Here is a 15,222-nt window from a genome sequence, read left to right on the forward strand (position 1 = left end):
GCGTCCCCCTAGCGCCTTTCGTCTGGATCTTGCCGGGCTGATCCGAACGAAAGGACCGTGCCGCCGAACCTGAGCACGGTGGTGAACTCCGCCGACAGCCCGGAGCCGTCGGCGAAACAGGTGCCGACCAGCGTTGTGGCGGGTTCCTTGCGCCCGAAGCCGGAGGAGTACCAGCCCAGTGGGGGATCGCTCTCGCCGCGATGCGCCCGCCAGCGCAGCTCCTCGGGGAGATCGAGTTCCGCGGAGCGGACATCGCCGTCCCTGGTCCAGGTGAGCACTGCCCGGCTGCCCTTCAGGTCCGCGGTGATCGCCGGGCCGAGGTGGAATGCCAGACGCACGGTCCGGTGCGGGCCGCGCACCTCGTCAACCACCCTCAACTCGCCTGCGGAAGAGCTCAGTTCCACTCGTCGACGGTGCACGGAGTGCTGGTAGCCGTCGTGCTCGGCACACCAGCGGACCGTTCCCCCGTCTGCGGTGCCGGATGGGTCCGCGACCACGACACGGCTGCGGGCATGCCGGGTCCACAGGAACGGGCCGCCGGAGACGGACTGGTCACCGCCGTCCAACTGCAGGGTGTTGTGACCGAGAGTGGAACGGAAGTACCGCCGCCATTCGGGCTGCCCGTGGTAGCAGAACGTCCCCGGGTCGGCGAGCACATCGACCCCGTCGTGCCGGACCTCCACGGACAGTGCGTCGGCGTGGGCGTGCGCGGCGATGGACAGGAAGCCGTGCGGACCGCCGTCGCAGCGGCACCAGATCTCCTCCGGACCGCGCAGGATGGTCATGCCCGCGTCGGCGAAGTGGGCCGGTCGGCTCGCCGGGCGGGACACGGCCGGTGCGGTGCCGCTGTCGGCGTACGGCCGGATGAGCGCGGTCAGCAACGGGGTGCGCACATCGGTGCCGGTCACGGCCGGCCACCAGTCGAGCCGTCCGAACACGGCGTCCCCGGTGGCCAGCAGCGAGCCCCAGCGGTCGGTGCCCGCTCCGTCCACGACCAGACCGTGCCCGTCGTCCGCGTCCCCCTGGCGCGGTGGTCGCAGCCGGTTGTCCACGATGGCAGCGAGCGCGTCGGTCATCCGCAGCAGTACCAGCCGGACCGGCGCGGGGACCGGCACACCGGTGGCATCCGCCTCGGCCAGCGCGGCCAGGCCGAGCTCCAGCACCAGGCCGTGGTACTCGGTGGCGAGCTCGCGGTTGAGTCCGGAGCCGAAGGTGTTACCGCGCAGATGCCGCTCCAGCGACCGCAGCGCGTCGGCCCGCCAGCGCGCCGACGCGGGGAACCACCCGAACGCGCAGGCCGCCGCGAACTGTCCGGCGACCTCGGCGATGACATGGTTGTTCGCCGACGATCCCCGGCTGGGGAAGGCGGCGAGCCAGCGCTGGTGGTGCCAGATCTGGTGGAGTGCCGCCGGGTTCTCCTCGAACAGCCCGGCCGCGCCCGGCCAGCCGTCGAGCAGTCGGCGGATCCACACCCAGGACAGCAGCCGGATCCCCAGCTCGATGCCGCTGGTCCAGTGCACTCCGCGCAGCGGCGCGTTTGCCGCCCACCAGGACCGCAGGTGCTCGGCCACTCGCTCGGCGTACCGCTCGTCCCCGCTCACCGCGTATGCGGCGGCGAGCACGGTGAGGTACTGGTGCCGGGACAGCTCCCAGATCTGCTTGATGTCCCCGACCGTCTCCTCGTCGCGGTACGGCACGTCGAAGGCGTAGCCGCCCGGCGCCCGGCGCCCGGTCTTCGGGTCGTACGACCAGTCCGGGTCGGTCAGGTCGTCGCGCTCCACCCCGAAGTACTCGGCGTGCCCCGCCATCAGGCGGTCCGCATCGGCGATGAGACGTTTCGCGGCGTCCGGTGGCACCGCGGCGATCGCCCCTGCGGGCAGCGGCGCGGTGAACCGGGCGCCGGTCACATTCGGGCCGTCCGGGGGCGCCGACCGCCACCGCCGCCTGCGCACCGCGTCGGCCACCCGGCCGCCGACCTCCAGCGGTCCCATCCGGGACAGCCGCCGCAGGTACCAGCCCGGACTCCCGGCGCTCACACTCATCGCGCCCTGCCCAACGTCACCGGCGCCCCGCCGGCCAGCCCGGCCCGCACGGCGAGGGTGGCCGCGGTGGTGGCGGCGATCGATTCCAGCGGCACCGGCATCGCCCCGCCGGTCCGCACCGCCTTGACGAACGCGGCCAGCTCGGCGGACTGGCCCTTGTCCCGCGCCTTGGGAAGACGCGAACTGACCCACCGCCTGCGGCGGCCGTCGTGGACAGAGGCACGGACGAAGTCGTCGAGCCGCAGCACCTTGCCGTCCGCGACCAGATCCAGGGTCTCCTTGGGGAAGCCGGGCGCACCGCTGGTGACGTAGCTGATGGTGGCGGTGGACCCGTCCGGATAGCTCAGCACGACCTGGAGGTCCTCGCCGCCGGACGCGGCGACCGCGTACACCGAGACCGGGTCGGCGTCGAGCAGCCAGCTCGCCGTGTCGATGAAGTGCCCGCCCTCACCGGCGAACCGCGAGCCCTCGGTGTTCTGCCTGAGGTACCAGCTGCCGTGCTCCAGTCGGCCGGCGTTGATCAGGTAGCGGACGCTAGCCGGCCCGGTCCGGTCGCCGAACCGCTTCCTGGCCTCCTGCAGCAGCGGCGCGAACCTGCGGTTGAAGCCCACCTGCAGCCGGTCGTTTCCGGACTCCTCCACCGCCGTGAGCACGTCGGCCAACTCGCCCTCGGTGAGTGCCAACGGCTTCTCCACGAAGACCGCCTTGCCGGCCAGCAGCGCCCTTCGGGTCAGTTCGGCGTGCGAGCTGTGGCGGGTGACCACGAACACCGCGTCGACGGACTCGTCGCCGAGCACGGCGTCGAGATCGGTGGTCGCACCGCCGAATCCGAACTTCCGCTTCGCGTTGGCCGCGGACAGCGCCGTCGTGGTGACGACCGTGGACAACTCGACACCGTCACGCCCCGCCAGGTGCGGCAGCAGCATCGACGTCGCGTAGTTCCCGGCGCCGACGAACGCCAGCCGCACCGGCTGCCTGGCGGACCCGGCCGGGGCCGCGACTCGGCTGCCGCGCCGTACCGCGGGCACGGCCACCGCGGGGGCCTGGGTCTCACCCGCCTCTTCCGGGTACCGGAACAGCACCGCCACGGCCTTCAGGTCGCCGTCCTTCAGGCGCCGGTACGTCTCGACGGCGTCATCGAAGTCGGCGATGTGGGAGACCAGGGGCTCCACGTCGACGCGGCCACGGGCGACCAGGTCGAGGAAGCACGCCAGGTTGCGGCGTTCGGTCCAGCGCACATAGCCGATCGGATAGTCCCGGCCCTCGAGTTCGTACTCCGGGTCGTAGCGTCCGGGACCGTACGAGCGTGAGAAGCGGACATCGAGCTCCTTCTCGTAGTACGCGTTCCACGGTAGGTCCAGACGGCACTTGCCGATGTCGACGACCCTTCCCCGGTCCCGGCAGAGCCGCGCGGCCAGCTCGACGGGCTGGTTGCTGCTGCCGCCGGCGGCCAGGTACACCTGATCCACGCCGTGCCCGCCGGTCAGTTCGGCGACGGCGTTCTCCACGGCCGTGGAGCCGGGGTCGCCGCAGGCCACCGCGCCCAGATCCTCGGCGAGCCCGCAGCGCACCGGGTCCGGGTCGGCCCCGACGACGCGAACCCCCGATGCGGTCAGCAGCTGCACCACCAGCTGCCCGATCAGCCCGAGGCCGATGACCAGTGCCACTTCGCCGAGCTGCGGCTCGCCCTGGCGGACGCCCTGCAAAGCGATCGACCCGACGGTGCCGAAGGCCGCATGCCGCGGCGCCAGACCGTCCGGGACCGGGGCGTAGAGGTTCCTGGGCACCCAGTTCAGCTCGGCATGCAGGGCGTGTTCATTGCCGGCGCAGGCCACGAGGTCGCCGACCTTCACATCGTCCACGCCGCTGCCGACCTGCTCGACCACGCCGCACAGCGAGTAGCCCAGCGGGGTGTAGGAGTCCAGCTTGCCCATCACCTTGCGGTAGGTGGCGGGCACCCCGTTGGTGGCCACGCTCTGGACCACCTTGGCCACCTGGTCCGGCCGGGACCGGGCCTTGCCCAGCATCGACATACCGGCCTCGGAGACCTTCATGAGCTCGGTACCGGTGGATATCAGCGAATAGGCGCTGCGGACCAGCACACCCCCCGGCTTGCACCCGGGCACCGGCACGTCGAGCACCGCCAGCTCGCCGCTCTTGTAGTTCTGTACGACCTGTTTCACCCGAAGTCCCCTTGTTTCTATGCCGCAGTGTTCCGGCCGGACCCGGAGGTCGCGCCGCGGTACCAGTACTCGAGGGTCAGCACGTGCCACAGATGCTTGGAGAAGTCCCGCTGCCCGGCGGCGTCCTCGGCGGCCATGCGCGCCAGCGCGTCACGGCGCAGCAGCCCGGAACCGACGAGCACACCGTCGTGCACCACTTCGCGCACCAGCGGTGCCAGATCCCGGCTCATCCAGGCGCGCAGCGGTGCGCTGAACAGGCCCTTGGGCCGGTACACGATCTCCCTTGGCAGGACCGAGAGCGCCGCCTCCTTGAGGACGGCCTTGCCCTGCCGCCCGGTGATCTTGCGGTCACCGGGCACGGCGAAGGCCGCCTTGACCACCTCGACGTCCACGTACGGCACCCGCACCTCGGTCGACGCCGCCATGCTCGACCGGTCCGTGTAGGCGAGGTTCAGACCCGGCAGGAACATCCGGGCGTCGCCCAGGCACATGCGGTTGACGAAGTCGTCGAGGTCGTTGTCCTGGTAGATGTCCGCGTGCTCGGTCAGCACGTCGTCGACCGTCCCGGCCAGGTCCGGATCGACCAGGGCGAGCAGCTCGTCCCGGTCGTACATGGTGTAGCTGCGCCGGAACGCGGCCTCCTCCGGCAGATCGGCGAAGGAGAGGAACCGCTTCGCGAACCGCACCGACCGGTACCCCCGGCGGGCCGTGGCGACCGGCAGTCGGTCCACGGCGCTGGACAGACCGCGTCGCAGGGGCCGCGGGACGCGCTGGTAGCGCAGCGCGATCAGATTGGCCAGGTGCTTGCGGTATCCGGCGAACAGCTCGTCGGCCCCCATCCCCGAGAGCATCACCTTCACCCCGGCCTCCCGGGCGGCCGAGCAGATCAGGAAGGTGTTGATCGCGGCGGGGTCGCCGATCGGCTCGTCCAGGTGGTACGTCATCTGCGGCAGGAGGTCGAGCACGTTCGGGGCTATCTCGATCTCACGCAGGTCGACTCCGAAACGCTCGGCCACCCGCCGGGCGTAGCGCAGGTCGTCGGGCATCGCCTCGAATCTGGCGTCCTCGGCGCGGAACCCGATCGTGTAGGCGGAAATCCCGGGTCGGTCACGGGCCGCCAGCGCGGTCAGATAGCTGGAGTCGAGGCCGCCGGAGAGGAAGGTCGCCACGGGTACGTCGGCGAGCAGGTGGCGCCGGGCCGACTCCTCGACGGCGGCGGCGACATCCGGCTGCTCGCCGCAACGGGCCCGTTCCCGTGCCTCGGCGGCGACCTCCCTGAGGTGCCAGAACCGGCCGCGCTCGACCCGGCCGTCGGGTCGGCAGCGGAGCCAGCTCCCGGGCGGCAGTTTCTCCGCTTCGCGGTACGCGCACCGTGAGTCCGGAACCCAGTAGTAGAGCAGCGAGGCCACCAGCGCCGCATGGTCCACCCGCAGCGTCCCGCCGGTCACGGCGGCGAGGGCCTTGAGCTCGGACGCGAACACCAGACCTTCGCCGCGCCGGAGCAGGAAGAGCGGCTTGATGCCGAGTTGGTCGCGGGCGAGCACCAGTTCGCCGGTTCGCTCGTCGAAGATCCCGAACGCGAACATGCCACGCAGCCTGGGTAAGCAGTCCGTGCCCCAGCGCCGCCAGGCCTCCAGCAGCACCTCGGTGTCGGACGTACCGCGGAAGCGCACCCCGGCGGCTGCCAATTCGGCACGCAGCTCCGGCGCGTTGTACAGCTCGCCGTTGTACGTCAGCGCCAGGCCGCCCGAGACCATCGGCTGGGCGCCGGTCTCGGAAAGGTCGATGATGGCCAGTCGGCGGTGCCCGAGGTGCACTTCGCCGTCGCCCACGGGGTGGCTGTAACGGCCCGCCCCGTCCGGACCGCGGTGGGCGAGGGTGTCGGTGAGCCGGTCGGCCGCGGCCTTTCCGTCCGGCCACCGGTATGTGCCTGCGATGCCACACATGTCCTACCGCGCCTCCTGGTCGCTTCTCGGGACGCGCGCGGCCCGCATCGGCAGGCGCTCCGACCGGTGCCGGCCCGTCCCGCTCTGTCGCGCCGGCCGCTCGCTCTGGCCGCGCAGCGCGGTGTGCAGCCCGTCCCACAGCGTGCCGTCGGTCCGGTCACGCGGATCGGGGTCGATCAGCACCACACCGATCACGGGGATGCGCTGGTCCGCGAGTTGCCGCGCCACGGTGTGCAGCCACGCGGCGGCGGCGTGCCCGGCGCGCACGACGAGCACGGTCTGGGTGCCGAGGTACCGCAGGTCGGTCCACGCCGTGCCGGGCGCCACCGAGCCGACGCCGAGCCGGCGCTGCGGCGGATCGGTCGCGGCCTGCTCGCCGCTGATCACGGTGGGGCCGCCCTCCTTCGGGCGGCGGTCGGCGAGCTGCCGACCGGGCAGCGCGTCGATGACGACCACGGGCTCGTTCGCCTCCAATGCCGCGGCGACATCCAGGGCGATGTCACTCGCGCTGCGCGCACAGCCAAGTTCCAGCAATGACACCGGTTCCGCGGCACCGCGCACGGTGCGGGCCAGGGACGTGGTGAGCCTGTCCCGTGCCGCCCGGATCCGTCGGCGCTGCCACAAACCGACGGTCCTGCAAGGCAGTTCCGCGATCACCGATGCACCGAGGTTCGCCGCGATCTCCCGGCGCAGCACGGGGCGGTCCGCCACCACCGTGCCGACCGCGGCCACCGCGAGCCCGAGTACGAGCCCGAGTACGAGCCCGATCGCGGCGTTGGTGGCGGCGGCCCTGGGCAGGGAGTGCCGCACCGCGCGCGGGGCGTCCACGATCTGGGTGCCGGCGATGAGCCGGGGGGTGCCGATCTGCGCCTCCGCCGCGCGCCGGCCGAAGTCGGTGATCCGGGAGGTGAGTTCGGCACGGCGGGCGAAGAGCGTCTCCAGGTTCGCCGACGCCTTCGGCCCGCTGTCCCGCGATCCGTCGCCGATCGCCTTGTTGACCTGGGCGAGTTCGTCCCGCATTCGGTCGCGCTGGTCGAGCAGGGTCTTCGCCTCGGCGTCCGCGGCATCCCGTATCCGCCGCACATGGTCTGCGACGAAGGCGTCGGCCAGCGCCTTGGCGCGGGCCACCGCTTCCGCGTCGCTGCCGCCCCTCGCGTCGATCTGCAGCAGGTTGTTGGTCAGGCCGATGCCCCCGTAGTCCTCCATGAAGTCCTCCGGTTTCTCCGCGGACCCGAGTGACTGCAGGGCCCTGCTGCTGATCCGGGTGGTCTGCAGCAGCGCGACATCGGTGCGGATCAGCGTTCCGGGGTCGTTCGGCTGGTCCTCCTGATGTGCGACGAGCACCTTGGTCACCGCGGTCGGCGGCGGCGGCAGCAGGACCGCCACCGCCGCACCGGCGAGCATCCCGAGCAACGCCATCGAGCACCAGAGGCGGCGGCGCCTGCGCACTCCCGCCACAAGACCCCGCAGGTCGAGCAGCGGAGCGGCGGCCGACGACTCCGATGACGTACTCGTCGTCACTCCGAACCTCCCCTCGCGTCGCCGCCGACGGCGAGCGCAGGTGTGGCGGTATGCCGGGCACGACCGGCGGAACGTGTCGGACCCACCCGCACCGCGCAGGACAGGACGATGCCGACGACCTCGTGCCTGGCGTCCGCACACGCCTCGGCAATGCCCGCGAGCTCCGCCGCGGTCCGGCTGCCCGCGCAGAGCACCACCAGGACCCCCGACTCGTCATCGCGGTCCGGCACCATCGGCCGGGACACGGAGACCCCCACCTCCCGCAGCACGGGGTGTCCGCCGCCGGACGAGCCCGGGGAGGGATCGCTCCCGGCCTCGGCGACGAGCTGCCCGGCGGCGCGATGGGCGATCTCGTCGCCGTCCGGGACGACCACCAGCAGCCGCCGGGCGTCGGGCAGCTGTTCCCGGAGGCGGTCGCACACCCGCCGGTAGCGGATCCGCCTGTCCGCCTCGTCGCCGGACATCCGCGGGACGGGTAGGTCCCACCGCATTTCGGTGCCCAGCAGCCGGCGGATCCGGGCCCGTGCGCCGCGGTCCTGCGGCCGGTGCGCGGACCGTTCACCGGGTACGTCGACGGTGCCGAGCAGCGCCGAGCCCAGCGCCGCGGCGATCTCCGCTTCGGTGCGCAGCCGTCGGCTCATCCGGGCGGCGGTGAGATGCCCGATGACCGCGGCCACGAAGAACAGCAGCGCCCCCGCGGCGACGAGCTGGGCCCTCGTCGGCGGCGCCTCGCCCTCCGGACGGGCCGCAGGACCCATCACGACCATGCTGGCCTTGTCGGCAGACGGGTCCACCTGGTCGAGCTTGTTGATGGCCTCCTGCAGTGCGATACGCAGCTTCGCGAGCTCGGTGCGGGTCTGCACACTCTCGACGGTCCGCCCAGGATCGGCCGCTTCGGCCAGCTCGGTGATGCGGCGGCTGGTCTGCACCACCAGCTGCCGCAGCGCCTCGGGCCGCTCCGCTGCGTCGGGGTCGGTGTTGTCGCCCGAGACCCGCGCGGCGAACGCGACGAAATCCCGGGCCACCTGGTCGGAGAGCCGCTGTGCGTGCTCGGGGGTGTCGGCCGTGCCCGAGATCCTGATGATGTTCCCCTCGGCGGCTCGGGCGCTCACCCGCTCCCGCAGCTCGCTCCCGCCGACCCCGGTCCAGCCCAGCGTGGCCGCCGCCCGGTCGACCACCACCGAACTGGTCGCGATCTCCGTCTGGGTCAGCAGCTCGCGCTCCTCCCAGGCCCCCGGCAGCAGTACCGACGCCGATGCCGTGTACCGCGGCGGAAACAGCAGGGAGGTGCCGTAGCCGACGAGCGCGCCCACCACGGCGAGGATGGTGAGAAGCCGCCGTCGCCGACGGATAATCCGCCCGATCGAGACCAGGCGTATCGTGTCGTCGCTCAACGGCGCGGCCTCTTCCCCGACCGGTACGGGCCGTCGGCCGACACCGGAGCGTGGTCACGGCACGCGGCGGTGTAGGCGGCGAGCAGCGACGCCTGCGAGTTCCGCCAGGAGAGCGGCCCGCTGATCCGATCCCGGCCGATCTCGCCCATCCGGGCCCGCTTCTCCGGATCGTCCAGCAGCAGCGCGATGAGCTTGGCGAACTCGGACTCGTCGTCGGCGGGTGCGTAGACGGCGGAGTCAGCGGCGGAGACGCGCGCTTCCCGGAGGTCGAACGAGACGATCGGCCGGCCCATCACCATGTACTCCAGGACCTTGTTCATGGTCGACACGTCGTTGAGCGGATTGCACGGGTCGGGGGAGAGGCACACATCAGCGGTGGACAGATAGCGCACCAGATCGGCGTCCGGGACACGCCCGGTGAACTCCACCTGCTCCACGAGCCCGAGCCGCCGGGACAGCTCCACCATGGCGTCGAAGGTGTCGCCGCCGCCGACGAACACCGCGTGCCAGTCGGTCCGTCCGAACTCGTCACGCAACTTCGCCAAGGCCCGCAAAGCGTAGTCGACGCCGTCCTGCGGGCCCATGACACCGAGGTAGCAGAGCAGATGGGGCTTGCCGCGCTTCAGCTCCGGCTCGGGCGGCACCGGCCGGAACCGGTCGGTGTCGGGCGCGCTGCGCACCACGAAGACGTCCTCCGGCCGCCGGCCGCCACGGCTCACCGCGACGTCCCGGTAGCTCTCGTTCGTGGCGAGCACGACGTCAGCGGCCCGGTAGGTCAGCCGTTCCAGCGCGCACACGCCGCGGTAGAGCAGATCCTCACCGCGGCCGAACCGTGAGAGGTACAGCTCGGGTACCAGGTCGTGCTGGTCGAAGACGAACCGCGCCCCGCGCCGCTTCAGCCACAGTGCCGGCAGGAACAGCAGGTCGGGCGGATTGCAGGCGTGGACCACATCGACCGGGCCGACCTTCCGGGCCAGCCGGGCCGTGTGCCACAACGCCGATCCGTACTCCCGCAGATAGCCGGCCGGCCCTCCGGTGGCCGCGCGCAACGGGTAGCGGTGGATCCGCACCCCGTCGATCTCCGCCTCCGGCTCCGTGTCCCGCTTCTCTCCCTGAGGACAGATGACGTGCACCGTCCAGCCCGCGTCGCGCAGGGTCGTGCACTCCTGCCACACCCGTCGGTCGAACGGCACCGACAGGTTCTCCACCAGGATCAGCGCGCGCCGGTCCGGCCGGTCGCCACTGGTCGTGTCACCAAGCAAGGCCCATGTACCCCGGTTCGGCCCGGCGCGCCTCGGCGTCGGGGAGGCGGATGAGGTCGACGATCACCGGGCCGCCGCCATGGGGCAGCGCCGACAGCACGGCCGGATCCCTGGTCCCGACCAGGCACACCTCGGCGTGTTCGAGCACCTCTTCGACGGAGTCCGCGAGCAGTTGCCCGAGGTGCGGCAGCCGGGTCTCGATGTACTCGCGGTTCGCGCCGAGCAGCCGGGAGAGGCTCACGTTGGCGTCGTAGATCCGCAGGTCGTAACCCTTGCCGAAGAGCCTCTCCGCCAGCTCGACGAGCGGGCTCTCGCGTAGGTCGTCGGTGCCGGGCTTGAAGGACAGCCCGAACAGGCCCACCCGGCGCTTGCCGGTGCGCTCGACCAGCTCCACCGCGCGTTGCAGATGCGCGGAGTTGGAGGGCAGCACATGGGCGAGGATGGGCACCGAGATGTCGGCCCGCCGCGCCGCGTGGACCAGGCTGCGCAGGTCCTTGGGCAGACAGGAGCCACCGAAGGCGAAGCCGGGTCGCAGATAGGCCGGGCTGATGTTCAGCTTGCGGTCGGCCGTGAACACGTCCATCACCTGGTGCGAGTCCACTCCGAGCGCCTGGCACACCGCGCCCAGCTCGTTCGCGAAGCCGATCTTGAGGCCGTGGAACGCGTTGTCCGCGTACTTGATCGCCTCGGCCGTCGGGATCGGTACCCGGAACACCTCGCCGGGCAAGCCGTCGTACAGCGCCGCCACCACATCGCCGCTCGCCGGGTCGAGCTCGCCGATGACGGTCTTGGGCGGGTCGAAGAAGTCCCGCACGCTCGTGCCCTCGCGCAGGAACTCCGGGTTGACCGCGACCCCGATGTCCACCCCGGCCGTGCCACCGACGGACTTCTCCAGAATCGGTACCAACAGGTTCAGACAGGTGCCCGGAAGCATGGTGCTGCGGAACACCACGGTGTGCCGCCCGCGGCGATCCGCGAGCGCGGCACCGATCTGCTCGGTTACCCGCTCCAGGTACGCGGTGCACAGGCTGCCGTTGGGCTCCGACGGCGTGCCCACGCAGACCAGTGACACCTCGCTGGCCATGACGGCCTCGCGGACGTCACCGGTGGCGCGTAATGCTCCCTTCGCCACGACCTCGGCGACCAGTTCACCGATGCGCTCCTCCACCACCGGGGCCTTGCCGTCGTTGACCAGGTCGACCTTCACCGGGTTGACGTCGACCCCGATGACCTCGTGACCCAGGCTCGCCAGGCACGCGGCCGACACACAGCCCACGTAGCCGAGCCCCAAGACGCTGATTCTCATGACTCGTTCCTCCCCCCAGGCAGGCCCCTTCGGCCTGCCGTCCGCGTGCCGACCGGACGACCGCTCCCGTACATCAGTAGGCCCCCTGCCCTTGGAGCACCGCCCGCAGCGTCTTCCACAAGATCACTGTGTCGAGCGCCAGCGACCAGTCCTCCACGTACCGCAGGTCCAGCCGCACCGCCTCCTCCCACGAAAGGTCGCTGCGTCCGCTGATCTGCCACAGACCGGTGAGTCCGGGCTTGACCAGCAGCCGCCGCCGGATGTCCGGGCCGTACGCTGCGGACTCCTCCGGCAGCGGCGGCCGCGGACCGACGAGCGACATCGATCCGGTGAGCACGTTGAAGAGCTGCGGGAGCTCGTCGACCGAGTACCGGCGCAGCACCGATCCCACCCGGGTCACCCGAGGATCCCGGCGGAGTTTGAACAGCAGACCTGCGCCCTCGTCGCGCTCGGCCAACTCGGCACGTGCCCCGTGTGCCCCGGCGACCATGGTGCGGAACTTCAGGATGGTGAACTCACGGCCGTCCTTGCCGACCCTGCGCTGGCGGTAGAACGCCCCACCCCGGCTGTCCACCAGGACGAGCAGTCCGACGAACACCATCAGCGGCGCGAACAGCACCAGCAGGATCACCGCGCCGATCCGGTCGACGACTCCTTTGACCGCCCGGCGGCCCCCCGTGAAGGTGGGCATGCTGACCCGCAGCAGTGGGATCCCGAGCACCGCGTCGATGTGCAGCCGCGGACCGGCCACCTCCATCAGAACCGGCGCCACGACCATCTCGGCGTCGCTGCCTTCCAGGTTCCACGCCAGCCGCTGCAGCCGGTCGGGTGACCAGTGCGGGTCCGGTGTGACCGCGACGACACGGTAGCCGCCGCGCCGGACGTGGCCGGCGGCGTCCGCCAGTCGGCCGACGACCGGAACGCCGTCCAGTTGGTCACCTTCGAGCCCGAGACCGTCCGTTGTGCACACCGCATCGACCCGCCAGCCGAGGTGCGGGAACTTGCGCGTCCGGGTGATCAGGTCGTGCACGGTGGCCAGGCTCCCGGCGGCGAGCACCGGTCGCAGACACCGTCCGGCCATCCGCTGTTTGTGCAGCCGGATACGCAGCAGATACCGCGCGGTCATGCAGACGAGGGCGATCGCGGGGATCGCGACGAAGATCCAGAGCTTGATGTTCCGCGAGGTGAGAGCGATCCCGACCAGCGCCAGCACGACGGTCGCCATGAACAGTGAGCGTCCCAGGCGGCGGAATTCCTCAGCGCCCTGGCCGAGCACGGCCGGAGCCCACGATCGGCTCACCGCAAGAGCGCCCAGCACCAGCAACTCGGTGCCGAATGCGAGAATTCCCCACTTCTCATGCCAGTCGGCCGCGTCCCGGGCCCCGAAGAAGTTGCCGATCGCCGCCACCACGAAGGCGGTGGCCAGGGTGTCGCTGATGATCACGGTACGGCGGTACCGCTGTTCCCAATCGATCGCGGGCCGGCTGATCGCCCGGTCCGCCGGACGCCCGCGCGCCGACGGAAACGGGCTGACTAATCCCCCTTGCCGCACAGAACCCCCCAGGTCCCCAGTGTTTCGACGTGTGCGCCCAACACCGTGCCCCCCGCGCTTGGGGCCCCCGCCCCCGCGCATCACAACACGGCTATTTCAGAGGTACTGGAAAAAACCCACCCTGGCGGCAGCGGACTCGCATGCCCTGCCAGACTTTCGAGGTGCGCCGGAAGCCTTCGAATCCCGGGCGCTCCCCGCACCAAGGCATTCTCGGACTCCGGAAATCGATCGATCCCACGGCTGGCGGCCGGGGGACGCTACTGCTGGCTTTACGTAGCGCCGGACCTGAAGATCGTCATTGGTCGCCTCGTGCTCGAGCGCCGAAGCACGATCAATCTAGACCATCGAGACCGGTATGGAGAGAGGATGTGTGCAAATTGTGTTCAAGCTTTGAGGCTGGATCCATGGGGTGTCGACCACTCTGGGTGTTGTGACACCACCGCGAGTGCCGGAGGTCCGTACGGTCCCCGGGTGCGGCTGCAGCGCTCTGGTCAGCGGTGAGCTGCGACAGGCCTCCTGTGGTGCCCGCTTCGGTGACGACCGGCGGCGGGTCGTGCACTACGGTGTGCAGCCGTGGGCGTCCGAGGCACTTGTCTCAAAGCCGTCGGCCGCACACCGGAGCTTCTGGGCTCGGATGTGTATTGCGATCCCCAGGGAGCCGTAACTTCCTTGGCAGGGGGGTGAGTTGTCACCCGCAAGGGGGGGGTGGGTCGCGGTATCGGGGCGGCCACCACCCGCCTGTTGCGCGGCGGGGAGGGGCGGCATGCGGGCGTCTCCGGTCGGCGGAGACGACCTTTGCGGTGCATCGAACGGCAGTCCAGTGCGCCTGTGCCGCGCTGTGCGAGAGCCCTGCCGTGAGAGAAGGGCGGCAGGGCTCTCGATGACGTACAACGGTCAGATGTACTGCTCCGAAGCGGCGAGTCCGATGAACCCGGTCCATGCCTCGGGCGATACCTGGAGGGTCGGCCCGGAGGTGGTCTTGGAGTCCCGGATGTGCACGGCGTTCGAACCGGCCGCGACCTCTACGCACTGACCGCCTTCAGGTCCGCTGTGGCTGCTCTTGAACCAGGCGAGGGGCTCGGCGTTGTTCATAGCTCTCCCAGCAACTTCTCGATGAACTCCAGCGACTCTCGCGGTGTGAGAGCCTGTGAACGGATGATCCCATAGGTTGCGGCGGCGAGAACTGTCTGTTCCGGGTCGGTCCCAAGCGTGCTGGTGTTCTGCGCCTCGGTGTACACGAACTTCTTGCCGTCCCTGCGGGTCGCAACTGTGAACGGCCCGCTTACACCCGCGTTGTCCTCGCAATCGATCGGCATCACCTGGATCTCGACGTTGCGTTTCTGCCCGATCAGCAGGAGCTGTTCCAACTGGCCGCGCAGCACGTGCTTACCGCCGTACCGGTGCCGCAACACCGCCTCGTCCAGCACGAAGCTCAGCAGTGGCGCCGGTCGCCGGTCGAAGATGTCCTGCCGGACCAACCGTGCGGTCACCCGCTGCTCGATCGTCTCCTGATCCAGCGGAGGCCGCGGCATGGCGAGCAGCGCACGCATGTACTCCTCGGTCTGGAGCAGGCCATTGACGACGCGTGTGTCGTACATGAGCAGCTCGATCGCCTGCTTCTCCAGCTGCGCCATCCCCTGGAAGAACACCGGGTACTGCGCCTGCTCCACCTGCTCCTTCCACAGCGTCAGCAGGCCGTCTGCCCGAAGTACTTCGTCCGCCTGGTCGATCGCCCGGGGCGGTGGGATGCGCCGCCCCTGCTCGAATGACGCGATGGTCGAAGCCGAGTAGCCGAGCCGCTTGCCCAGCTCCTCGCGCTGCATACCCGCCCGGACCCGCAGTGTCTTCAAGCTCTGTCCGAAGGCCGTCACCACACCTTGCCCGGACCTGTCCGGAGTCTGCCCGTCCGTGCCGGCTTCCGCCGCCGGCTCGTTCTCCACCGTCATCTACCCACCGCCTCCCCGGACCAACGCCCATGCGTGGGCGTCCGTCACGCCGCGCTTCTCGTACCGGCGC

10 protein-coding genes are annotated in these 15,222 nt (G+C 70.8%); all 10 read right to left on the reverse strand.

The window, feature by feature from the left end:
- Positions 1-8: 8 nt before the first annotated feature.
- The 10 genes from V1460_RS10450 to V1460_RS10495 all read right to left on the reverse strand — a co-directional run bounded on the left by V1460_RS10450 (position 9) and on the right by V1460_RS10495 (position 15,152).
- Positions 9-2,042, reverse strand: coding sequence for an alginate lyase family protein (locus tag V1460_RS10450; protein WP_338673472.1), 2,034 nt, complete (start codon positions 2,040-2,042; stop codon positions 9-11).
- Positions 2,039-4,225 carry a bi-domain-containing oxidoreductase gene (locus tag V1460_RS10455; protein ID WP_338673473.1) on the reverse strand — a complete coding sequence of 729 codons (2,187 nt, stop codon included), beginning with the start codon at positions 4,223-4,225 and terminating at the stop codon, positions 2,039-2,041. The genes V1460_RS10450 and V1460_RS10455 overlap by 4 nt, the downstream gene beginning before the upstream one ends.
- 17 nt (positions 4,226-4,242) lie before the next feature.
- Positions 4,243-6,171 carry an asparagine synthase (glutamine-hydrolyzing) gene (gene asnB, locus V1460_RS10460; protein ID WP_338673474.1) on the reverse strand — a complete coding sequence of 643 codons (1,929 nt, stop codon included), beginning with the start codon at positions 6,169-6,171 and terminating at the stop codon, positions 4,243-4,245.
- 3 nt (positions 6,172-6,174) lie between these two features.
- The gene (locus V1460_RS10465) at positions 6,175-7,692 is read right to left on the reverse strand and encodes a Wzz/FepE/Etk N-terminal domain-containing protein (protein ID WP_338673475.1); all 1,518 of its coding nucleotides are present in this window, start codon (positions 7,690-7,692) and stop codon (positions 6,175-6,177) included.
- A complete protein-coding gene (locus V1460_RS10470) occupies positions 7,689-9,086 on the reverse strand; it encodes a Wzz/FepE/Etk N-terminal domain-containing protein (RefSeq protein ID WP_338673476.1) in 1,398 nt (465 codons plus the stop codon). The genes V1460_RS10465 and V1460_RS10470 overlap by 4 nt, the downstream gene beginning before the upstream one ends.
- Complete coding sequence (locus tag V1460_RS10475) at positions 9,083-10,348, reverse strand: glycosyltransferase family 4 protein (protein WP_338673477.1); 1,266 nt, start codon at positions 10,346-10,348, stop codon at positions 9,083-9,085. The genes V1460_RS10470 and V1460_RS10475 overlap by 4 nt, the downstream gene beginning before the upstream one ends.
- On the reverse strand, positions 10,338-11,654 hold the full coding sequence (locus tag V1460_RS10480; RefSeq protein ID WP_338673478.1) for a nucleotide sugar dehydrogenase: 1,317 nt from the start codon (positions 11,652-11,654) through the stop codon (positions 10,338-10,340). Before V1460_RS10480 ends, V1460_RS10475 begins: the two co-directional genes overlap by 11 nt.
- A gap of 73 nt (positions 11,655-11,727) precedes the next feature.
- Positions 11,728-13,206 (reverse strand): sugar transferase, encoded by a 1,479-nt coding sequence (locus V1460_RS10485; RefSeq protein WP_338673479.1) that lies wholly within the window; start codon positions 13,204-13,206, stop codon positions 11,728-11,730.
- Positions 13,207-14,100: 894 nt separating this feature from the next.
- Entirely contained in the window at positions 14,101-14,298 is a 198-nt protein-coding gene (locus V1460_RS10490) for a DUF397 domain-containing protein (protein WP_338673480.1), read from the reverse strand.
- A complete protein-coding gene (locus tag V1460_RS10495) occupies positions 14,295-15,152 on the reverse strand; it encodes a helix-turn-helix transcriptional regulator (protein ID WP_338673481.1) in 858 nt (285 codons plus the stop codon). Before V1460_RS10495 ends, V1460_RS10490 begins: the two co-directional genes overlap by 4 nt.
- Positions 15,153-15,222: the final 70 nt, after the last annotated feature.

This window comes from Streptomyces sp. SCSIO 30461 (assembly GCF_037023745.1).
Taxonomy (GTDB): domain Bacteria; phylum Actinomycetota; class Actinomycetes; order Streptomycetales; family Streptomycetaceae; genus Streptomyces.

Coding starts and splice junctions, on each gene's coding strand:
- V1460_RS10450 (WP_338673472.1), bottom strand. CDS start 2,042: ATGAGTGTGAGCGCCGGGAGTCCGGGCTGGTACCTGCGGCGGCTGTCC.
- V1460_RS10480 (WP_338673478.1), bottom strand. CDS start 11,654: ATGAGAATCAGCGTCTTGGGGCTCGGCTACGTGGGCTGTGTGTCGGCC.
- asnB (WP_338673474.1), bottom strand. CDS start 6,171: ATGTGTGGCATCGCAGGCACATACCGGTGGCCGGACGGAAAGGCCGCG.
- V1460_RS10490 (WP_338673480.1), bottom strand. CDS start 14,298: ATGAACAACGCCGAGCCCCTCGCCTGGTTCAAGAGCAGCCACAGCGGA.
- V1460_RS10495 (WP_338673481.1), bottom strand. CDS start 15,152: ATGACGGTGGAGAACGAGCCGGCGGCGGAAGCCGGCACGGACGGGCAG.